We start from the raw sequence: 20,014 nt of genomic DNA, 5'->3' as shown, positions 1-20,014 counted from the left end.
CGGCGCCCGTGAGGACGCCGGCCCTTTCGGCTCAGCGGAGTGCGGCGGTGATGACCGGCAGCGCGGCGGCCACGTCGGTCACCGTCAGCGTGAGCACGGGACGACCGTGCTCGGCCAGGACCTTCGCGTCACCGGCGGCCTGTGCCTGCACGAGCTGCCCGAACGTGAACGGGCTGTCCGGGATCTCGAGGTCGGTCTCGGGCACCTGCGTGATCTGCAAGAAGACACCGTTGGCGGGGCCACCCTTGTGGTACTGACCCGTCGAGTGCAGGAAGCGCGGCCCCCACCCGAAGGTGACGGGACGCTGCGTGCGCGCCGCGAGCAGGTCGCGGATCTCTTCGAGCTGCGGGTTCGCCACGCGGTCCACGTACGCCTGGATCGAGAGGTAGCCGTCGTCGCTCAGGTGCGAGAGCAGCGCAGCCACCGCCGACTCGAGCGTGTCTCCCAGTTCGACGCCTCCGACCTCGCGGACCTCGACGCCCTCGGCCGTGAAGGCCGGGGGAGTGGGCTCGGGACGGTCGTCGAGCAGCGCACGCGTCGCGATCTTCGCCGACTCGACGTCGGGCTGGTCGAACGGGTTGATGTCGAGCAGACGCCCGGCCACCGCGACGGCGTATTCCCAGACCATGATCTGGCCACCGAGCGAACCAGAGATCTCGACCTCGCCGGGAGCGACCTCTCGGGTCTCGTCGGCGTTCGCCACGAGACGGACGACCTGCACGTCGTGCAGACCCGCCGTGATCTCGGGGGCGGAGGTGCCGATCACCACGGGGAGCAGGCCGCGACCTTGCTTGCCGGTCGACTCGGCGATGAGCTGTTCGGCCCAGTCCGGGAATCCGACGATGTGGGTGCCGTCGGCGACGATCGCGATCTTGTCACGCAGCGGGGAGGTACCCGCCAGCACGGCGCCCAGCACGAGGCCGGGGTTGTCGGCACGGTCCTGCGCCAACTCGACCGTGACGGCGTCGGCCTCGGCGAGCAGCTCGCGGATGTCGGCACCGGCCAGGCCGGACGGCACGAGGCCGAACGCCGAGAGGGCCGAGTAGCGCCCGCCGATGTTGGGGTCGGCGTTGAAGACGCGGTAGCCGGCCTCACGAGCCTGCCCGTCGAGGGGCGAACCCGGGTCGGTGACCACGACGATGCGCTCGACGGGGTCGATGCCGGCGTCGGTGAACGCCTTCTCGAACGTCTTGCGCTGGCTGGCCGTCTCGACGGTCGAACCAGACTTCGACGACACGACGAGCACGGTGCGCTCGAGACGGTCGGCGAGGGCCGTGAGGACCTGACCGGGCTCCGTCGCGTCGAGCACGGTGAGCTCGACACCGTAGGTGCGGGTGATGACCTCGGGCGCGAGCGACGAACCGCCCATGCCCGCGAGCACGACGTGGTCGACTCCCTTGGCGGCGAGCTCGTCGCGCAACGAGTCGATCTCGTCGAGGAGCGGAGTCGAGACCACGACGGCCTCGGTCCAGCCGAGACGCTTGGCCGATTCGTCCTCGGCGTCGGGGCCCCACAGGGTGGGGTTCTGAGCCGTGATGCCCGAGGCGACGAGGTCGCTCACGAGCTGCGGGACGACCGTCTCGACCGCCTGTGCCGCGTCTCCGCTGGCAGCGATGGTGATGGTCACTTGGACTCCCCGGCGGGCTTGGCTGCCTCGAGGGCCGCCGTGACCGTGTCGAGCAGTTCGTTCCACGACACGATGAACTTCTCGACGCCCTCTTTCTCGAGGGTCTCGGTCACGTCGTCGTACGAGACGCCCTGCGCGGCGATCGCGTCCATGGTCTCGTTGGCGGAGGCGTAGGAGGCGCTGATCGTGTCGCCACGGATCTCACCGTGGTCGAAGGTCGCCTCGAGCGTCTTCTCGGGCATCGTGTTGACGACGTCCTGGGCGACGAGCTCGACCACGTAGGTGGTGTCGAGGACGGCGGGGTCCTTGACTCCGGTCGAGGCCCAGAGGGGGCGCTGCTTGTTGGCACCGGCAGCGAGGAGGCCCTTGGCCCGCTCGGTGTCGAAGGCCTGCTGGTAGACCTCGTAGGCGAGCTGGGCGTTGGCCACGCCGGCCTTGCCCTTGAGGGCCTTGGCCTCGTCCGTTCCGACGGCGTCGAGTCGCTTGTCGATCTCGGTGTCGACACGCGACACGAAGAACGAGGCGACCGAGTGGATCTCGGTGATGTCGATGCCGGCGGCCTTGGCCTGCTCGAGACCCGTGAGGTACGCGTTGATGACGGCACGGTAGCGCTCGAGGCTGAAGATCAACGTCACGTTGACGCTGATGCCCTGGGCGATGACGGCGGTGATGGCCTCGAGACCCTCGACGGTCGCCGGGATCTTGATGAGGGCGTTGGGGCGACCGACCTTGGCGGCCAGCTTGACCGCCTGGTCGATGGTGCCCTGAGCGTCGTGCGCCAGACCCGGCTCGACCTCGATCGAGACACGGCCGTCGAAGCCGTCGGTCGTGTCGTAGACCTCGCGGAAGATGTCGCAGGCACGGGTGACGTCGTCGGTCGTGATCTCGAAGACGGCGTCGGTGACGCTGACACCGGTCTTGGCGAGCAGGGCGACCTGGTCGTCGTAGGCCTCGCCCTTGGCCAGAGCCGAGGCGAAGATCGTGGGGTTGGTGGTGACGCCGACGACGTTGCGCTCGGCGATCAGCTTCTGCAGGCCGCCCGCGTTGATGCGCTCGCGCGACAGGTCGTCGAGCCAGATGCTCACGCCGGCGGCGGAGAGCTGTGCGGTGTTCGAATCAGTCATGTTCTTCTTCTTCCTTTGTCGACGCTCAGAGAGCGGCGATCGAGTCCTTGGCGGCGGCGACGGCGGCTTCGGTCGTCATGCCGAACTGCTTGAACAGCGTCTTGTAGTCGGCCGAGGCACCGAAGTGCTCGATCGACACGCTGCGACCGGCGTCGCCGACGATGCCGCGCCACGGCATGGCCACGCCGGCCTCGATCGAGACGCGGGCCTTGACGGCGGCCGGGAGGACGGCTTCTTTGTACTCGTCGCTCTGCTCGTCGAACCATTCGATGCTCGGAGCCGAGACGACGCGGGCGTTGATGCCCTCGCCGCGCAGGACCTCACGGGCCTCGACGGCGATCTGCACCTCGGAGCCGGTCGCGACGAAGATCACGTCGGGCGTGCCGCCCGGCGCCTCGGCCAGGACGTAGGCGCCCTTCGCGACGTTCTTCGCCGACGCGAAGGTGTCGCCCTCGGCGTCACCGGTACCGCGCTCGAAGACGGGCAGGTTCTGACGGCTGAGCGCGATGCCGGCGGGGCCGTGGTGGCGCTCCAGGATCGTGGCCCAGGCCCAGGCCGTCTCGTTGGCGTCGGCAGGACGCACGACGTCGAGGTCGGGGATCGCCCGCAGCGACGCGAGCTGCTCGATCGGCTGGTGGGTCGGCCCGTCCTCGCCGAGGGCCACGGAGTCGTGGGTCCAGACGTAGATCGCGGGCGACTTCATCAGTGCCGCGAGACGGACCGCGGGGCGCATGTAGTCGCTGAAGATGAGGAAGGTGCCACCGAACGGGCGCGTGTTGCCGTGCAGCGTGATGCCGTTGAGGATGGCGCCCATGGCGTGCTCGCGGATGCCGAAGTGCAGCACGCGACCGTAGGGGTCACCGCTCCACTCGTCGGTCGACCACTCGGTCGGCACGAACGACTTCGAGCCCGTGATCGTCGTGAGGTTCGACTCGGCCAGGTCGGCCGAGCCGCCCCAGAGCTCGGGGACGACACCGGCGAGGGCGTTGATGACCTTGCCCGATGCGGCGCGGGTCGAGACGTCCTTGCCGGCCTCGAAGACGGGGAGAGCCTCTTCGATGCCCTCGGGCAGCTCGTTCGCGAGGATGCGGTCGAGCATGACCTTCTTGTCGGGGTTGGCCGACGCCCAGGCGGCGAGCTTCTCGTCCCACTCGGCGTGCTGGGCCTGGCCGCGCTCGACGGCCTTGCGGGTGTGCTCGAGGACGGCGGGGTCGACGTCGAACGACTTCTCGGGGTCGAAGCCGAGGACCGACTTCAGACCGGCGACCTCGTCGGCACCCAGTGCCGAGCCGTGGATCTTGCCGGAGTTCTGCTTCTTGGGCGAGGGCCAGCCGATGATCGTCTTGAGGATGATCAGCGAGGGCTTGTCGGTGACGGCCTTGGCCTTCTCGATGGCGTCGTGCAGTTCGGCGACGTCCTCGACGTATTCACCGGTCTTCTTCCAGTCGACGACCTGGACGTCCCAGTCGTAGGACTCGAAGCGCTTGTGGACGTCCTCGGTGAAGGCGATGTTGGTGTCGTCCTCGATCGAGATCTGGTTCGAGTCGTAGATGGCGACGAGGTTGCCGAGCTTCTGGTGGCCGGCCAGCGACGCGGCCTCGCTCGTGACGCCCTCTTGCATGTCGCCGTCACCGGCGATGACGTAGACGAAGTGGTCGAACGGGCTCGTGCCGGGCGCGGCGTCGGGGTCGAACAGGCCACGCTCGAAGCGGGCGGCGTAGGCGAAGCCCACCGAGCTGGCGAAGCCCTGGCCCAACGGACCGGTCGTGATCTCGATGCCGTCGGTGTGGCCGTACTCGGGGTGGCCGGGGGTCTTGGAGCCCCAGGTGCGCAGGGCCTCGAGGTCGTCGAGCTCGAGACCGTAGCCACCCAGGTAGAACTGGATGTACTGCGTCAGCGAGCTGTGGCCGACGGACAGGATGAACCGGTCGCGACCGATCCAGGTGCTGTCGCTCGGGTCACGACGCATGACCTTCTGGAAGAGCAGGTAGGCGGCGGGCGCCAGGCTCATCGCGGTGCCCGGGTGGCCGTTGCCGACCTTCTCGACCGCGTCGGCCGCGAGGACGCGGACCGTGTCTACTGCTTTGTTGTCAATGGATTCCCATTGCAGATCTGCCACTGGAAGTTGACCCTTCTTGATGCGAACTGCGCGGGGTCGATTCGCTCCCGCGCTGACGTGCGCCTGCCGAGACGTCGTCGGCTGGGTCGCACACACGCTGGGGGCGGGGATCGGGACGGTTCGTCCGGTGACTCGGGACCGAGAGGGCGTGCGACTGGCAAGCACCTGCAAGTATAGGGACGAACCCCCTCCGCCCGTCCGCATCCGGCCGGGGGTTCGCCGTCAGCGTCGACGTTCATCGCCTAGACTCCTTGGGCAAACCGTTCGTCTCGTTAGAGGACTCATGACCGCAGCCGTTGACATCCGCCCCGACACGTCACCCCGGGGCTTCCGTCGTAAGGCTCGGGCGTACGTCGCCCTCACGAAGCCCCGCGTGATGGAGCTCCTGCTCGTCACCACGGCGCCGACGATGTTCCTGGCCCAGGGCGGCATCCCCAACCTGTGGCTCGTCGCGGCGACGCTGATCGGCGGCGCCCTGAGCGCCGGCTCGGCCTCGGCCTTCAACTGCTACATCGATCGAGACATCGACCGCATCATGAAGCGCACCCAGGGGCGACCGCTCGTCACGGGTGACGTGAGCGACCGCGAGGCGCTGGTCTTCTCGTACGTGGTCGGCGTCGCGTCGATCGTCTGGCTCGCCCTCACGGTGAACCTGCTCTCGGCGGCGCTCTCGCTCGGGGCCATCCTCTTCTACGTCGTCGTCTACACGCTCTGGCTCAAACGCCGCACGCCGCAGAACATCGTGTGGGGCGGCATCGCCGGGTGCATGCCCGTGCTCATCGGCTGGGCCGCCGTCACGAACGACCTCTCGTGGTCGGCCGTCATCCTCTTCATGGTGATCTTCCTCTGGACGCCGCCGCACTACTGGCCGTTGTCGATGAAGTACCGCGACGACTACGCCGCGGCCGACGTCCCGATGCTCGCCGTGGTGCGCGGCCGGTCCATCGTCGGCCTGCAGGTCATCCTCTACGCATGGGCCACCGTGGTCTGTTCGCTGATCCTCGTCCCCGTCGCCGGCATGGGCACGCTCTACACGGTCGTGGCCCTGGCCAGCGGCGCCTGGTTCGTCTGGGAGTCCCACCGGCTCTACAGCCGGGCCATCCAGCAGGTCGCCGAGGTCCGGCCGATGCGCGTCTTCCACAGCTCCATCACGTATCTCACGCTGCTGTTCGTCGCCGTCGGCGTCGACCCCCTGCTCCCGTTCTAGCCCGGTGAGCCCGTTCGACTGGACGGTCCGTGCGGCGCGCCCGGACGACGTCGGACCACTGACCGATCTGAAGCTCGTCGTCCTGAGGCCCGAGTTCGAGCGTCTCGGCATCTGGAACCCGCCCCGCCACCGTTCTCGCTTCGTGCGCGAGTTCGTCGCCGACGAGACGCGGGTCGTCGAGGGCGACCAGCGCCTCCTCGGCTGCCTCGCGCTGCACCCGGACGGCGACACGACCTGGCTCCGTCACTTCTACCTGGCCGAGGAGGCGCGAGGCCGGGGCATCGGGACCGCCCTGCTGACCGAGGCGATCGGCTCGGTCACCACGGGGTCGATCACCCTCGACGTGCTCACCGGCAGTCGTGCCGTGTCGCTCTACGAGCGCACGGGATTCGTCGTCGTCGACCAGGACGACGTCGACACCGTCATGCGTCGCGAGTAGACCCCACGGTCGCGTCCATCAGGCGCGGACGGCGGCCGCCTCGACGATCGGCTCGACCTCGTCCGGTGCCTGGTCGTTGCGCAGGGAGAGCACGACGGCGGTCGTCGCGGCCACGAGCAGCGCGGCGAGCACCATGTGACTGCCGACCAACAGCGGCGGAAGTCCGGTGCGCGCCTGAGTGATGCCGACCGCGATCTGCACGAGCTCGACACCGAGCAGGGCGAGGGGGAATCGTCGGGGGAGGCCTGCCCGGATCGTCCAGACGACGACGGCCAGGGTGAGGGCGAGGGTGGCGTAGGCCGGCCAGCTGTGGACGTGGTCCATGATCGCCGGGTCGAGACCGTTGCGGGGCGTGGCCGCGTCACCGGCGTGCGGGCCGGAGCCGGTCGTGAGGACGCCGACGACCACCGTGACGCCGACGACGGCCGCCGCCACGTGCACGAGCCGCGCGTAGCCCCGCGGCGTCGCCGCGTGGTGCCCCCGGGGCCCGCGGTACACCCGCCAGAGCAACGTGGTGGTCAGCGCGACGAGGACGATCGAGACGACGAAGTGGGCGCCGACGATGTAGGGGTTCAAGCCCGTGAGGACGGTGATGCCCCCGAGCACGGCCTGGAAGGGGATGCTCAGACCCTGGACGAGGGTGAGCCAGAAGAAGTCGCGACGGACCGTGCGCATCCGCAGCACGAAGAGGAACGCCAGGATGACCACCAGGGTGAGCACGAAGGTGAGCAGACGGTTGCCGAACTCGATGACGCCGTGGACGCCCATCTCGGGCGTGCTGACGAACGAGTCGGCCGTGCAGCGGGGCCAGGTGGGGCAGCCGAGGCCCGATCCCGTGAGCCGCACCGCGCCTCCCGTGCCGATCAGCAGCACCTGACAGACGAACGACGCCCAGGCGATGAAACGGACCCGGCGGTCGACGGTCGTGGGGAGCCACGACCAGGCTCGGGTCAGGACTCCGGTGGCGCCCACCTGTGCGTTGCTCACGACTTGCTGCCTTTCGTCACTTTCGGCGGTCGGCCCTGTAGAATCAACGGGTTCAGGAACACGACCCGGCAGGGTGTCGACGGAGACATCCGAAGACCGTGAGATCCGCAGAAGCGGTGCACGGCCTTCACCACCAGTCTAAGCAACGCCACCTGACGACTCGATCACGTCGAGCGTCGACCGGCGAGGCGGCGACAGCCGGTGTGTTCGACTCGCAGGGCGAGCAACCGGGCCGCTCCACAACCCGGGGAATGCCGTTCGGCCGACCCGTGTTCGGTCCGGCAGAGAAAGAGGTAGTCATGTCAGACGTGTTGATCGATCGACCCGAGCTCGCGAGCCTGGGGCAGTACGAGTTCGGCTGGTCCGACTCCGACACCGCGGGCGCCTCGGCGCGCCGAGGGGTGTCACCCGAGGTCGTCACCGACATCTCGAACCTGAAGAGCGAACCCGAGTGGATGCTCAAGAACCGGCTCAAGGGCCTGACGTTGTTCGAGCGCAAGCCCATGCCGACGTGGGGCGCCGACCTGTCGGGCATCGACTTCGACAACATCAAGTACTTCGTGCGCTCGACCGAGAAGCAGGCGACCACCTGGGACGAGCTGCCGGACGACATCAAGAACACCTACGAGAAGCTCGGCATCCCCGAGGCCGAGCGCAACCGCCTCGTGGCGGGCGTCGCCGCCCAGTACGAGTCCGAGGTGGTCTACCACCAGATCCGCGAGGACCTCGAGCAGCAGGGTGTCATCTTCATGGACACCGACACGGCGCTGCGCGAGCACCCCGAGCTCTTCCAGGAGTACTTCGGCACCGTCATCCCGGCCGGCGACAACAAGTTCGCCGCGTTGAACACGGCCGTCTGGTCGGGCGGCTCGTTCGTGTACGTCCCCAAGGGCGTCCACGTCGAGATCCCGCTGCAGGCGTACTTCCGCATCAATACCGAGAACATGGGTCAGTTCGAGCGGACGCTGATCATCGCCGACGAGGGCAGCTACGTCCACTACATCGAGGGCTGCACGGCTCCGATCTACAAGTCCGACTCCCTGCACTCGGCCGTGGTCGAGATCATCGTGAAGAAGAACGCCCGCGTTCGCTACACGACGATCCAGAACTGGTCCAACAACGTGTACAACCTGGTCACCAAGCGAGCGATCGCCCACGAGGGCGCGACCATGGAGTGGATCGACGGCAACATCGGCTCGAAGGTGACGATGAAGTACCCGTCGATCTACCTGGTCGGCGAGCACGCCAAGGGCGAGACCCTGTCCGTCGCCTTCGCGGGCCCCGGTCAGCACCAGGACGCCGGCGCGAAGATGATCCACATGGCGCCCTACACGACGTCCTCGATCGTCTCGAAGTCGATCGCCCGAGGCGGCGGTCGCGCGGGTTACCGTGGCGAGGTGCGTGTCGACGAAGCGGCCCACCACGCGGCCAACACGGTCCGTTGTGACGCCCTGCTGGTCGACACGATCTCTCGTTCCGACACCTACCCCGCCATCGACATCCGGGTCGACGACGTCCAACTGGGTCACGAGGCGACCGTGTCGCGGGTCAGCGAAGAGCAGCTCTTCTACCTCATGTCGCGCGGCATGGCCGAAGACGAAGCGATGGCCATGATCGTCCGTGGCTTCATCGAGCCCATCGCCCGCGAACTCCCGATGGAGTACGCGCTCGAACTCAATAAGCTCATCGAGATGAGCATGGAAGGATCAGTCGGCTAGATGTCCGCCGCAGCACCCACCACCACACCAGAGTCCACCACCACGCCGGGCGTCCAGCACGGCGCCGGTGCCCACAGCGACGGCGGCTGGGGCCTCGTGCCCGTGCAGACGCGTTCCGAGCGGTTCACCTCGGTCGACCCCGCGGCGTTCCCCGACGTGACCGGTCGCGAGGTGGACTGGAAGCTCAGCCCGGTGTCGCGCCTCCGTCCGTTGATCGACGGTGACCTCGACGGCTCGCCCTATGCCTACTTGGCTCGAGAGACGCCCGGTGCCACCGTCGAATGGATCGACCGCAGCGACTCTCGGGTCGGCACGGCCGGAACGCCCGAGGACAAGGCCGCGGCGAATGCGTGGTCGAGTGCCGAGAAGGTCCTGGCCGTGACGCTCACGGGCGACGAGCCGTCGGCGATCACCATCGGACGCTCGGGTCTCGATCGCGAGCCACGGGCCGGTCACACCCTGATCCACGCCGAGGCGAACAGCCAGGCCATGGTCGTCCTCCGCAACACCGGGTCGGCGCAGCTGGTGGAGAACGTCGAGATCGTCGTCGACGAGGGTGCGCACCTCACCGTCGTCACCCTGCAGGAGTGGGACGACGACGCGGTGCACCTCGCGAGCCACCACGCCCGCATCGGTCGCGACGCCCAGCTCAAGCACTTCGTCGTCAGCCTCGGCGGATCGGTCGTCCGGGTCAACCCGTCGGCCCACCTGGCCGAGCAGGGTGCCGACGCCGAACTCTACGGCGTCTACTTCGCCGACGCCGGCCAGCACCTCGAGCAGCAGGTCTACGTCAACCACGACGCCCCCAAGACGCGGAGCCGCGTCAACTACAAGGGTGCCCTCCAGGGTGCCGGTGCCCGGACCGTGTGGATCGGTGACGTTCTCATCGGACGGACGGCTCCCGGAACCGACAGCTACGAGCAGAACCGCAACCTGGTGCTGAGCGAGGGCACGCGCGCCGACTCGATCCCGAACCTCGAGATCGAGACCGGGGACATCGAGGGCGCGGGTCACGCCAGCGCGACCGGTCGCTTCGACGACGAGCACCTCTTCTACCTGCAGTCGCGCGGCATCTCCGAGCACGAGGCACGCCGCCTGGTGGTGCTCGGCTTCCTCGTCGAGGTCATCCAGAAGATCGGCGACGCCGACCTGCAGGATCGGCTCGTGGACGCCATCGAGGTCGAACTGGCCGCGGGCGAGGCGACGTCGACCGAGACGGTCGCCTGATGGCGACGAAGGTCTGCGGCGTCGACGACGTCAGCCCCTCCCAGGCGCACCGCGTCGTCGTCGACGGTGTCGCGATCGCCGTCGTGAAAGACAGTGCCGGCACGATCCACGCGATCGGCGACACCTGCACCCACGGCGACATCTCGCTCTCCGAGGGGTTCGTCGAGGACGACACCCTCGAGTGCTGGGCCCACGGCTCGAAGTTCGAGCTCACCACCGGCAAGCCGCTCACGCTGCCCGCCTACGAACCCGTACCGGTCTTCTCGGTCTCCGTCATCGACGGCGAGGTGTACGTCGACACCACCTCGACCTCCACCGGCGCCGCACAGTAAAGGAACAGAACGCATGTCCACTCTCGAGATCCGCGACCTCAAGGTCAGCATCGACACCGACGCCGGCCCCAAGCCCATCCTCAAGGGCGTCGACCTCACCATCAACGAGGGCGAGATCCACGCCGTCATGGGCCCCAACGGCTCGGGCAAGTCGACCCTCGCCTACACGATCGCCGGCCACCCCCGCTACAACGTCGACGGGGGCTCCATCCTGCTCGACGGTCGCGAGGTGCTCGAGATGAGCGTCGACGAGCGCGCCAAGGCGGGGCTCTTCCTCGCCATGCAGTACCCCGTCGAGATCCCCGGCGTCACGGTCTCGAACTTCCTCCGCACGGCCAAGACCGCCCTCGACGGCGAGGCTCCGGCCATCCGCGGCTGGATCAAGGACCTCCGCGAGTCGATGAACGCCCTCAAGATGGACTCGGCCTTCGCCGAGCGCAACGTCAACGAAGGCTTCTCGGGTGGCGAGAAGAAGCGACACGAGATCATGCAGCTCGAGCTCCTCAAGCCGAAGTTCGCCGTCCTCGACGAGACCGACTCCGGTCTCGACGTCGACGCGCTGAAGATCGTCTCCGAGGGCGTCAACCGTGCCAAGGCCAACACCGGGCTCGGTCTGTTGCTCATCACGCACTACACGCGCATCCTGCGCTACATCAAGCCCGACTTCGTCCACGTGTTCGTCGACGGCCACGTCGCCGACGAGGGTGGACCCGAGCTGGCCGACCGCCTCGAGAACGAGGGCTACGACCGGTACGTGACGGCTGCCGCCGCCGAGGCCGCTGCGACCCAGGCAGTCTGACCGTGGCCGTCGCACTCAGTCCCGAGAAGTTCGATCAGACCATCGAGGCACTGAAAGAGGTCGTCGACCCCGAGCTGGGCGTCAACATCGTCGATCTGGGGCTCATCTACGACCTCGCGATGGACGAAGAGCACGAGAACGCTCTCATCATCAGCATGACGCTGACGAGCGCGGGTTGCCCGTTGACGGACGTCATCGAGGGAGACACCGCCAACGCCCTCGACGGTGTCGTCGACGCCTTCCGCATCAACTGGGTGTGGATGCCGCCGTGGGGTCCCGATCGCATCACGGACGACGGTCGCGACATGATGCGCGCGATCGGGTTCTCCATCTGAACCCCGATCCGTCGGCACGACGACGAAGCCCCGCCCCTCCGAGAGGGGCGGGGCTTAGTCGTGCGTCCTCGACGACCACGCCGGGGAGCAGGAGGCGCTAGTCACCGATGCGCTTCAGCGCACGCCAGGCGAGGGGCAGGGCCGCCGCCGCGATCAGCCACTTGGCGATGCCGCCGACGATGAAGGGGTACAGGCCGGCCGCGAGGACGCTCGGCAGATCGTTCGGCAGACCCAACGAACCGAGCACGACCGCCAGATAGGGAAGACCCACGGCGAAGGGGATGAGGCTCGCCAGGAAGAAGGCGGCCGCCGAGCGCCACCACTTCTTGTCCCAGTCCCGCTCGGACAGCCAGCCGATGACGGCCGCCGCCACGACGAATCCGATCACGAAGCCGAAGCTCGGCTTGAGGACGCTGAGGGGGCCGCCCGAGAACTCGGCGAAGATCGGCAGTCCGGCGACGCCCAGCACCAGGTAGGTGGCCAAGGAGAGCGCGCCGCGACGGGCGCCGAGGGAGGCGCCGACGAGCATCACACCGAGCGTCTGTCCCGTGACGGGCACCGGCCAGAGCGGCACCTGCACCTGCGCGAGGGCCGAGACGACGGCGACCCCACCGAGGACGAGGGCCACGTCGGTGGCGGCGCCCCGGGCCACCAGACGGTCGGCGAGGACCGGCCGTGAGGTCGATGCGGCAGTGTTCGTCATGGGGACTCCTAGAATGGGTAGGTTGATCGGCCGAGCGGCTGGTCGGCAGCGCAGTGCTGCGACCCTCTCCACACGACGTCCCCATCCTATGGGCGGCCCCCTTCCGGGCCCCGTTGTGGACTCCTCACCAATCGATTGGACATCTGCTGTGCTCTCCGTGCACGATCTCGAGATCCGCGTCGGCGCGCGCCTCCTCATGGCCGACGTCTCGTTCCGGGTCGACCGGGGCGACAAGATCGGCCTCGTCGGCCGCAACGGCGCCGGCAAGACGACCATGACCAAGACGCTGGCCGGCGAGACCCTCCCGACGGGCGGCAAGATCGAGCGCTCCGGTGAGATCGGCTACCTCCCGCAGGACCCTCGCAGCGGCAACCCCGAAGACCTCGCCCGGACGCGCATCCTCGACGCCCGGGGTCTCGGCCAGCTGCTGCTCGGCATCCAGGAAGCCACCCTCGCCATGGGCGACCCCGATCCCGACGTCGCCGCCCGCGCCATGAAGCGCTACGGCGATCTCGACGACCAGTTCAACGCCCTCGGCGGGTACGCGGCCGAGGCCGAGGCCGCGTCCATCGCGAGCAACCTCAGCCTGCCGGACCGCATCCTCGACCAGCCCCTGTCGACGTTGTCGGGTGGTCAGCGCCGACGCATCGAGCTGGCCCGCATCCTGTTCTCGGCCGCCGACACGATGATCCTCGACGAGCCCACGAACCACCTCGACGCCGACTCCGTCGTCTGGCTCCGCGAGTACCTGAAGACCTACCAGGGCGGCGTCATCGTCATCAGCCACGACATCGAGCTCGTCGAGGAGGTCGTCAACCGCGTCTTCTACCTCGACGCCAACCGCCAGGCCATCGACGTCTACAACATGGGGTGGCGCAACTACCAGCGGCAGCGTGCCGCCGACGAGGAGCGCCGCAAGAAAGAGCGCTCGAACGCCGAGAAGCAGGCCTCTGCGCTGCAGAAGCAGGCGGCCCGGTTCGGTGCGAAGGCGTCGAAGGCCGCTGCGGCCCACCAGATGGTGGCACGAGCCGAGAAGCTCCTCTCGGGCCTCGACGAGGTCCGCGCGGTCGACCGCGTGGCCAAGCTGCGCTTCCCGACGCCGGTGGCGTGCGGCAAGACGCCCCTCATGGCCTCGAACCTGTCGAAGAGCTACGGTTCCCTCGAGATCTTCACCGCCGTCGACCTCGCCATCGACCGTGGCTCGAAGGTCGTCATCCTGGGTCTGAACGGTGCCGGCAAGACGACCCTGTTGCGCATCCTCGCCGGGGTCGACGCTCCCGACACGGGGCAGCTCGAGCCGGGTCACGGGCTGCGGGTCGGCTACTACGCCCAAGAGCACGAGACCATCGACGTCAAGCGCAGCGTGCTCGAGAACATGGTGTCGTCCTCGCCGAACATCACCGAGATGGAGGCGCGGCGGGTGTTGGGCTCGTTCCTCTTCACGGGCGACGACTCGGCCAAGCCGGCCGGGGTGCTGTCCGGCGGCGAGAAGACACGACTGGCTCTGGCGATGATCGTCGTCTCGGGGGCGAACGTCCTGCTGCTCGACGAGCCCACCAACAACCTCGACCCCGCGAGCCGCCTAGAGATCCTCGACGCCCTGAGCAACTACGAGGGCGCCGTCGTCCTGGTGAGCCACGACGAGGGTGCCGTCGAGGCCTTGAACCCCGAGCGTGTGCTGATCATGCCCGAGGGCACCGAGGACCACTGGACCCCGGACTACTCCGACCTCATCAACCTGGCGTGATCACCCCGGCGTGACCAGGTTCGCCGCCGCGGCCCGCGCTGTGGTCAGCGGCGCGCGCCGTCGAGGATCTCGTCCTCGACGTCGTTGTCGTGGCGGGGCCGGGCGTCGCGACGACGCTGCCGTTCGGCCTCACGCTCGACGAGTTCGTCGTCGTCGGCGTTCTGGTTGCGGTACTCCTGTCGGAAGACGTAGAACAGGAATCCGAAGGCTCCGACCGCGAACATCAACCACTGGACGAAGTACGACAGGTTCAGGCCGGTGTCGATCTCGGGCTTCGAGGACGGGACGGGTGCCGTGGCCGGCGCGGGGCTCTCGCTGACGACGAGACCGTAGGCACTCGAGTAGACGGGCTGCCCGACGCGGGACTCGACCTCGCTGAGTTGGATGGTCGCGATCTGGTTCGTCCCGGGAACGCCCGTCCGGTCGCCCAGCGCCGGTTCACCCGGTTTCAGGCGTGCGACTACCGTGACGTCGCCCGAAGGAGGCGCGGGCACGACGTCTGGGGAGTCCTGGGCGTTGCCGGTCGGCACCCAGCCACGGTCGACGACGAAGATCTCGCCCTGCGTGGTGCGGAACGGCACGAGGACCTCGAAGCCGGGCTGCCCGTTGAGCGGGCGGTTGCGCACGAGCAACTCGTCGTCGGTGAGGTAGCGCCCGGTCATCTCGACCGGCTGCCACTCTTGAGCGGCGTCGTAGGAGGACAGCTCGGGCAACGCCTGCTGCAAGGGGATCGGGTCGGCGTCGTAGGTCTGCTCGAGTTGGTGCACGACCGCGAGCTTCTCGTCGTGCCGCGACCACTGCCAGTGGGCGAGGAACACGCAGATGATCGCGAAGACGACGGCGACGGCGAGGTAGCCCAGCCATCTGCGCGAGAGGGCGAAGCGGATGTTCGTCACCGCGCCTCCGTTCCGACCTGTTCGACGACCTCTGACACCCCCGTCACGACGACCGGGAAGTCACGTGCCTCGAGGAAATCGCGCAGGAAGTCGACGTGCTCGTCGCATGCCGACCACACCTTGACCCGGTCGATGCCGTGGATCTTGGGGTTGCGCCAGTGGACATTATGCCGTGCCTCGGCTCGACACGAGGCGCGAGAGCACTGCACGCCGACGGGATCGAGGCCGAGCATCAGGCGCTGCGCCGATCGTGATCCGCCTCGCCGGGCGCGTCGTCGGCCGAGGCGGCGGGGCCGGCAGGACCTGCGTCGCCGTCGACCACGGTCGGCCTGAACGGCGCCTGCGGCTCGCGGTAGAGCTCGATGCCGCCGGGACTCTCGACCGCGTCGCCCGCCTCGTGGCCCACGTTCGCGAAGACGACGGCGATGTAGGGGATGACGACGGCGCCGATGACGGGCAGCAGGGTCCACCAGCCGAGGGGGAAGACGAAGCAGAGGGCGATGCAGACCAACCTGATGCCCATCGCCACCAGGTACTTGACCATGCGGGAGTGCCGGTCGTCGGTGGGGGAGGGCGGGAGGGACGTGATCGTGTTCGAGGCCTTCACGGGGCACACCTCGATGTCGGGAAGAGGGCGGACGCACCACGGACGGGTGCCGGACGGATCTCGGGGACGAGACGCCCGGGGGAGCGCTTCGATCCTAAGACCCGGGTCCGACAGTAGGCTGGTCGGCGGCCTGCCGATCACAGGTTCGCCGATCCGCGCCGCGACCTCGCGGCCACCGTCGAGATCGCTCACGAGGAGACAACCCATGACCACGCCCCGCACCGTCCTCGTCACCGGCGGCAACCGAGGCATCGGCTTCGCCATCGCCGAGGAGTTCGTCGCCCAGGGTCACCGCGTCGCCGTCACGGCCCGCAGTGGGCAGGGCCCCGAGGGCACGCTCACCGTCGTCGCCGACGTCACCGACGCCGCGTCGATCGACGCGGCCTTCAGCACCGTCGAGGCCGAGCTCGGGCCGGTCGAGGTCGTCGTCGCCAACGCCGGCATCACGAAGGACGGTCTGCTCATGCGCATGACCGAGGACGACTTCACCTCGGTCGTCGACACCAACCTCGGCGGCGCCTTCCGCGTCGTCAAGCGGGCCTCCAAGGGCATGCTCAAGGCCCGCTTCGGACGAATCGTCCTCGTGTCGAGCGTCGTCGGCCTCTACGGCGGCCCGGGTCAGGCCAACTACGCCGCCTCGAAGGCGGGCCTGGTCGGCTTCGCCCGTTCGCTGACCCGCGAGCTCGGGGCCCGCGGCATCACCGCCAACGTGGTGGCACCGGGCTTCGTCGAGACCGACATGACCGCCGTCCTGCCCGAGGCGCAGCAGGCCGAGTACAAGAAGAGCATCCCCGCCGGCCGGTACGGCACCACGGCAGAGGTCGCCAAGACGATCACGTGGCTCGCCGGTGACGACGCCGCCTACATCTCGGGGGCCGTGATCCCGGTCGACGGCGGCCTCGGCATGGGCCACTAGGTCCGACCACGCAGGAGGCGCCGGTCGTCCCCTCGAGGGATGCCCGCCTCCTGCCGCGGGTCAGCCGCGCAGTCCGAGCAGGGGCAGCAGCTGGGAGAGGTCGTTCGTCCCGACGACCACGTCGGCTCGCTCGCGGACCCGCGGCTTGGCGTTGAACGCGACAGAGAGTCCCGCGACCGCCATCATCTCGAGATCGTTGGCCCCGTCGCCGACGGCGACGGTCTGCGCGAGGCCGACCCGCGCCTCCTCGGCCCATCGCCGCAGGGCGGCGGCCTTGGCGTGCGCGTCGATCACGGGGCCGGAGACCCGTCCGGTCAGCCGGCCGTCCCGCACCTCGAGGCGGTTGGCCCGGCGGAAGTCCAGGCCCAGGTCGTCGGCCAGCGGGTCGAGGGTCTCGTGGAACCCGCCCGACACGACGCCGACGAGGCCACCTGCGGCGTGGACGCCGTCGAGGAGTTCACGGACGCCGCGGGTCGGCGTGAGGCGCGAACGCACCTCGGCGAAGACGGACTCGGGCAACCCCTCGAGGGTCGCGACGCGCTCGGCGAGGCTCGTGGCGAAGTCGAGCTCACCCGCCATCGCCCGGGACGTGACGTCCTCGACGCGTTCTCGCGAACCGGCGGCGTCGGCCAGCAGCTCGATCACCTCGTCCTCGATCAGGGTGGAGTCGACGTCGAGGACGATGAGGAAACGCGGCACGTCGACAGCCTAGGGCCGCCGACGCACCGCGTCGCTCGTGTGACCTGGTACGACTACTGGTCGACCCGGACTCCCTTGCCGACCACCGTGATTCCGGATGGCGTGACGGTGAAGCCGCGGGCCCGGTCGGCCTCGGGATCGACTCCGACGGAGGCCCCGGCCGCGATGACGACGTCCTTGTCGAGGATCGCCCGGTTGACGACGGCGTTCGGGCCGACGTGCGCCCGCTCGAAGACCACCGAGTCGACGACCCGCGACCCGCTGTCGAGGGTGCACCAGGGGCCCAGGACACTGCGTTCCACGTGCGCACCCGACAGCAGCGAGCCCAGCGACACGATCGAGTCGATCGTCGTGCCGAGGTTGCCGTGGCCGTCGCGGACGAACTTCGCGGGCGGCGAGTTGAGCTGCTGGCTGAAGATCGGCCAGTCGGTGTTGTAGAGGTTGAAGATCGGCAACGCCGAGATCAGGTCACGGTGCGCGTCGTAGAACGAGTCGATGGTGCCGACGTCGCGCCAGTAGTACCGGTCGCGCTCGGTCGACCCGGGCACCTCGTTGCGGTTGAGGTCGTAGACGGCCGCGTCACCACGGGAGACGAAGTCGGGGACGATGTCGCCGCCCATGTCGTGGTTCGAGTCGGGCTTCTCGCCGTCGCGCAGCACGGCGTCGATCAGGACGTCCGCGTCGAAGACGTAGTTGCCCATGGACGCCAGGATCTCGTCGGGGGAGTCCGGTAGGCCCGTGGCGTCCGTCGGCTTCTCGAGGAACCGGCCGATGCGGGTCGGGTCGTCGGAATCGACCTCGATGACGCCGAACTGGTCGGCGAGGGAGATGGGCTGACGGATCGCGGCCACGGTGACCCCGGCGCCCGAGGCGATGTGCGCCTCGATCATTTGGGAGAAGTCCATGCGGTAGACGTGGTCGGCACCCACCACGACGACGATGTCGGGTTTCTCGTCACGCAGCAGGTTGAGGCTCTGCAAGATGGCGTCGGCGCTGCCGGCGAACCAGCGCTTGCCGAGCCGCTGCTGGGCCGGGACCGAGGCGACGTACGCGCCGAGCAGGCCCTCGATGCTCCAGGTCTGCGAGACGTGGCGGTCGAGGCTGTGCGACTTGTACTGGGTCAACACGACGATCTGCCGCAGACCCGAGTTGATCAGGTTCGACAGGGCGAAGTCGATGAGACGGTAGTTGCCACCGAACGGGACAGCGGGTTTCGCGCGGTCTGCGGTCAGCGGCATCAGGCGCTTGCCCTCGCCACCAGCCAGGACGATGCCGAAGATCTTCTTTGATGCCATGGGGCCAGAATGGCACGATTCGCGGTCGCACGACTACGGTGAACCACGTGCGAGTCGATGTCATCACCAAGGAATACCCGCCCAACGTCTACGGGGGCGCGGGCGTCCACGTCGTCGAACTCGTTAAGGCCCTGCGTCAGGGCGTCGAGGTGCAGGTGCGGGCGTTCGGCGAGGTCGACCCCGAACCCGACACGACCGGGTACCCCGACCTGCCCCAGCTCGATCAGGCGAACGCGACCCTGCGCACCCTCGGCGTGGACGTCACCATGGCCCAGGACGTCGCCGGAGCCGACGTCGTCCACAGCCACACCTGGTACGCGAACGCGGCCGGCCAGCTGGCCCAGATGCTGCACGGCGTCCCGCACGTCCTGACGGCCCACAGCCTCGAGCCGCTCCGCCCCTGGAAGGCCGAACAGCTCGGAGGCGGCTACCGCGTCTCGAGCTGGATCGAGCGCCAGGCCTACGAGACCGCCGATCGCGTGATCGCCGTCAGCGACGGCATGCGCCGCGACATCCTGCGCTCCTACCCGTCGATCGACGAGTCGAAGGTCCAGGTCGTGTACAACGGCATCGACCTGGAGGGGTGGCAGCGCGTCGACGACGCCGAGCTGGTCCGGGGCCTGGGCATCGACCCCGACCGACCGTCGGTGGTCTTCGTCGGTCGCATCACCCGCCAGAAGGGTCTCCCGTACCTGCTGCGCGCGGCGAAGCTGCTGCCCGCCGATGTCCAACTCGTGCTGTGCGCCGGTGCGCCCGACACCCCCGAGATCATGGCCGAGGTCACGGGCCTGGTCCGCGAGCTGCAAGAGGAGCGCACCGGGGTCGTCTGGATCGACACCGTGCTGCCACGGCACCAGCTGAGCGCGGTGCTGAGTCAGGCCACGACCTTCGTCTGCCCGTCGGTCTACGAGCCCCTGGGCATCGTCAACCTCGAGGCGATGGCCTGCGGCGTGCCCGTCGTGGGGTCCGACACGGGCGGCATCCCCGAGGTCGTCGCGGACGGCCTGACCGGTCGCATCGTGCCCCTCGAGCAGGTGCAGGACGGCACCGGAACCCCGGTCGACCCCGACCGCTTCGTCGCCGACCTGGCTGCCACCCTCACCGAGGTCGTCTCCGACCCGGCCCTCGCGCGCCTCATGGGCCGGGCCGGCCGCATGCGGGCCGAAGAAGAGTTCTCGTGGTCACGGATCGCCGAGCAGACCCTGGGGATCTACGAGGGCCTGCTCAACTAGGCTGA

The 20,014-nt window shown here is 68.7% G+C and carries 20 protein-coding genes; 10 read left to right on the top strand and 10 right to left on the bottom strand.

Translation table 11 applies throughout. The features are described from left to right. Positions 1 to 31: 31 nt before the first annotated feature. From SJY14_RS09410 to tkt, 3 genes are read right to left on the bottom strand one after another with little or no spacing between them, the layout of a single operon-like run. Positions 32 to 1,627, bottom strand: coding sequence for a glucose-6-phosphate isomerase (locus SJY14_RS09410; protein WP_071253353.1), 1,596 nt, complete (start codon positions 1,625 to 1,627; stop codon positions 32 to 34). Next, complete coding sequence (tal, locus tag SJY14_RS09405) at positions 1,624 to 2,751, bottom strand: transaldolase (protein ID WP_054146094.1); 1,128 nt, start codon at positions 2,749 to 2,751, stop codon at positions 1,624 to 1,626. Before tal ends, SJY14_RS09410 begins: the two co-directional genes overlap by 4 nt. Before the next feature lie 25 nt (positions 2,752 to 2,776). Further along, complete coding sequence (gene tkt / locus SJY14_RS09400) at positions 2,777 to 4,870, bottom strand: transketolase (protein ID WP_054146095.1); 2,094 nt, start codon at positions 4,868 to 4,870, stop codon at positions 2,777 to 2,779. Between the two features lie 283 nt (positions 4,871 to 5,153). Here tkt and SJY14_RS09395 point away from each other — a divergent pair, with 283 nt between their 5' ends. Further along, complete coding sequence (locus tag SJY14_RS09395) at positions 5,154 to 6,077, top strand: heme o synthase (RefSeq protein WP_055972812.1); 924 nt, start codon at positions 5,154 to 5,156, stop codon at positions 6,075 to 6,077. Between the two features lie 4 nt (positions 6,078 to 6,081). Next, entirely contained in the window at positions 6,082 to 6,516 is a 435-nt protein-coding gene (locus tag SJY14_RS09390; protein WP_071253351.1) for a GNAT family N-acetyltransferase, read from the top strand. A gap of 18 nt (positions 6,517 to 6,534) precedes the next feature. Here SJY14_RS09390 and SJY14_RS09385 read toward each other — a convergent pair whose 3' ends face one another. After that, a complete protein-coding gene (locus tag SJY14_RS09385) occupies positions 6,535 to 7,503 on the bottom strand; it encodes a heme A synthase (RefSeq protein WP_255364098.1) in 969 nt (322 codons plus the stop codon). Positions 7,504 to 7,802: 299 nt separating this feature from the next. On the opposite strand from SJY14_RS09385, the gene sufB reads away from it, so the two are divergent. The 5 genes from sufB to SJY14_RS09360 are packed head-to-tail and all read left to right on the top strand — an operon-like array spanning position 7,803 to position 11,914. Next, on the top strand, positions 7,803 to 9,221 hold the full coding sequence (gene sufB, locus SJY14_RS09380; RefSeq protein WP_055972817.1) for a Fe-S cluster assembly protein SufB: 1,419 nt from the start codon (positions 7,803 to 7,805) through the stop codon (positions 9,219 to 9,221). Then, a complete protein-coding gene (gene sufD, locus SJY14_RS09375) occupies positions 9,222 to 10,448 on the top strand; it encodes a Fe-S cluster assembly protein SufD (RefSeq protein WP_071253349.1) in 1,227 nt (408 codons plus the stop codon). Next, complete coding sequence (locus SJY14_RS09370) at positions 10,448 to 10,780, top strand: non-heme iron oxygenase ferredoxin subunit (protein ID WP_082059966.1); 333 nt, start codon at positions 10,448 to 10,450, stop codon at positions 10,778 to 10,780. Before sufD ends, SJY14_RS09370 begins: the two co-directional genes overlap by 1 nt. Before the next feature lie 13 nt (positions 10,781 to 10,793). Beyond that, a complete protein-coding gene (gene sufC / locus SJY14_RS09365) occupies positions 10,794 to 11,579 on the top strand; it encodes a Fe-S cluster assembly ATPase SufC (protein ID WP_055972824.1) in 786 nt (261 codons plus the stop codon). 2 nt (positions 11,580 to 11,581) lie between these two features. Then, positions 11,582 to 11,914 carry a metal-sulfur cluster assembly factor gene (locus SJY14_RS09360; RefSeq protein ID WP_043594998.1) on the top strand — a complete coding sequence of 111 codons (333 nt, stop codon included), beginning with the start codon at positions 11,582 to 11,584 and terminating at the stop codon, positions 11,912 to 11,914. A gap of 97 nt (positions 11,915 to 12,011) precedes the next feature. On the opposite strand, the gene SJY14_RS09355 is transcribed toward SJY14_RS09360, so the two are convergent. Then, complete coding sequence (locus tag SJY14_RS09355; RefSeq protein ID WP_056226504.1) at positions 12,012 to 12,617, bottom strand: biotin transporter BioY; 606 nt, start codon at positions 12,615 to 12,617, stop codon at positions 12,012 to 12,014. Positions 12,618 to 12,765: 148 nt separating this feature from the next. On the opposite strand from SJY14_RS09355, the gene SJY14_RS09350 reads away from it, so the two are divergent. Beyond that, complete coding sequence (locus SJY14_RS09350) at positions 12,766 to 14,364, top strand: ABC-F family ATP-binding cassette domain-containing protein (protein WP_043594996.1); 1,599 nt, start codon at positions 12,766 to 12,768, stop codon at positions 14,362 to 14,364. Positions 14,365 to 14,408: 44 nt separating this feature from the next. Here the strand turns inward: SJY14_RS09350 and SJY14_RS09345 are convergent, their stop codons facing one another. From SJY14_RS09345 to SJY14_RS09335, 3 genes are read right to left on the bottom strand one after another with little or no spacing between them, the layout of a single operon-like run. After that, positions 14,409 to 15,260 (bottom strand): SURF1 family protein, encoded by an 852-nt coding sequence (locus SJY14_RS09345; protein ID WP_071253346.1) that lies wholly within the window; start codon positions 15,258 to 15,260, stop codon positions 14,409 to 14,411. Next, positions 15,257 to 15,493: a hypothetical protein gene (locus SJY14_RS09340; RefSeq protein ID WP_071253345.1), complete on the bottom strand. Its 237-nt coding sequence runs from the start codon at positions 15,491 to 15,493 to the stop codon at positions 15,257 to 15,259. Before SJY14_RS09340 ends, SJY14_RS09345 begins: the two co-directional genes overlap by 4 nt. After that, positions 15,493 to 15,867 (bottom strand): DUF3099 domain-containing protein, encoded by a 375-nt coding sequence (locus SJY14_RS09335; RefSeq protein WP_071253343.1) that lies wholly within the window; start codon positions 15,865 to 15,867, stop codon positions 15,493 to 15,495. Before SJY14_RS09335 ends, SJY14_RS09340 begins: the two co-directional genes overlap by 1 nt. A gap of 205 nt (positions 15,868 to 16,072) precedes the next feature. On the opposite strand from SJY14_RS09335, the gene fabG reads away from it, so the two are divergent. Beyond that, on the top strand, positions 16,073 to 16,783 hold the full coding sequence (fabG, locus tag SJY14_RS09330; RefSeq protein ID WP_056045191.1) for a 3-oxoacyl-ACP reductase FabG: 711 nt from the start codon (positions 16,073 to 16,075) through the stop codon (positions 16,781 to 16,783). A gap of 60 nt (positions 16,784 to 16,843) precedes the next feature. Here fabG and serB read toward each other — a convergent pair whose 3' ends face one another. Then, on the bottom strand, positions 16,844 to 17,482 hold the full coding sequence (gene serB, locus SJY14_RS09325; protein ID WP_071253341.1) for a phosphoserine phosphatase SerB: 639 nt from the start codon (positions 17,480 to 17,482) through the stop codon (positions 16,844 to 16,846). Between the two features lie 53 nt (positions 17,483 to 17,535). After that, positions 17,536 to 18,777 carry a glucose-1-phosphate adenylyltransferase gene (locus SJY14_RS09320; protein WP_054146106.1) on the bottom strand — a complete coding sequence of 414 codons (1,242 nt, stop codon included), beginning with the start codon at positions 18,775 to 18,777 and terminating at the stop codon, positions 17,536 to 17,538. 47 nt (positions 18,778 to 18,824) lie between these two features. On the opposite strand from SJY14_RS09320, the gene glgA reads away from it, so the two are divergent. After that, on the top strand, positions 18,825 to 20,009 hold the full coding sequence (gene glgA / locus SJY14_RS09315; RefSeq protein WP_054146191.1) for a glycogen synthase: 1,185 nt from the start codon (positions 18,825 to 18,827) through the stop codon (positions 20,007 to 20,009). Positions 20,010 to 20,014 lie beyond the last annotated feature (5 nt).

The sequence above is a fragment of the Frigoribacterium sp. R86507 genome, assembly GCF_044597695.1.
GTDB lineage: Bacteria > Actinomycetota > Actinomycetes > Actinomycetales > Microbacteriaceae > Frigoribacterium.
Note: the sequence above shows the minus strand (reverse complement) of the source record. Positions and strands in the feature narration are given on the sequence as shown.

Excerpts from the sequence above, each read along its gene's own strand:
- SJY14_RS09370 (WP_082059966.1), top strand. The coding sequence starts at position 10,448 with ATGGCGACGAAGGTCTGCGGCGTCGACGACGTCAGCCCCTCCCAGGCG.
- sufD (WP_071253349.1), top strand. The coding sequence starts at position 9,222 with ATGTCCGCCGCAGCACCCACCACCACACCAGAGTCCACCACCACGCCG.
- tal (WP_054146094.1), bottom strand. The coding sequence starts at position 2,751 with ATGACTGATTCGAACACCGCACAGCTCTCCGCCGCCGGCGTGAGCATC.
- SJY14_RS09320 (WP_054146106.1), bottom strand. The coding sequence starts at position 18,777 with ATGGCATCAAAGAAGATCTTCGGCATCGTCCTGGCTGGTGGCGAGGGC.
- sufB (WP_055972817.1), top strand. The coding sequence starts at position 7,803 with ATGTCAGACGTGTTGATCGATCGACCCGAGCTCGCGAGCCTGGGGCAG.
- SJY14_RS09340 (WP_071253345.1), bottom strand. The coding sequence starts at position 15,493 with ATGCTCGGCCTCGATCCCGTCGGCGTGCAGTGCTCTCGCGCCTCGTGT.
- SJY14_RS09355 (WP_056226504.1), bottom strand. The coding sequence starts at position 12,617 with ATGACGAACACTGCCGCATCGACCTCACGGCCGGTCCTCGCCGACCGT.
- fabG (WP_056045191.1), top strand. The coding sequence starts at position 16,073 with ATGACCACGCCCCGCACCGTCCTCGTCACCGGCGGCAACCGAGGCATC.
- sufC (WP_055972824.1), top strand. The coding sequence starts at position 10,794 with ATGTCCACTCTCGAGATCCGCGACCTCAAGGTCAGCATCGACACCGAC.
- SJY14_RS09395 (WP_055972812.1), top strand. The coding sequence starts at position 5,154 with ATGACCGCAGCCGTTGACATCCGCCCCGACACGTCACCCCGGGGCTTC.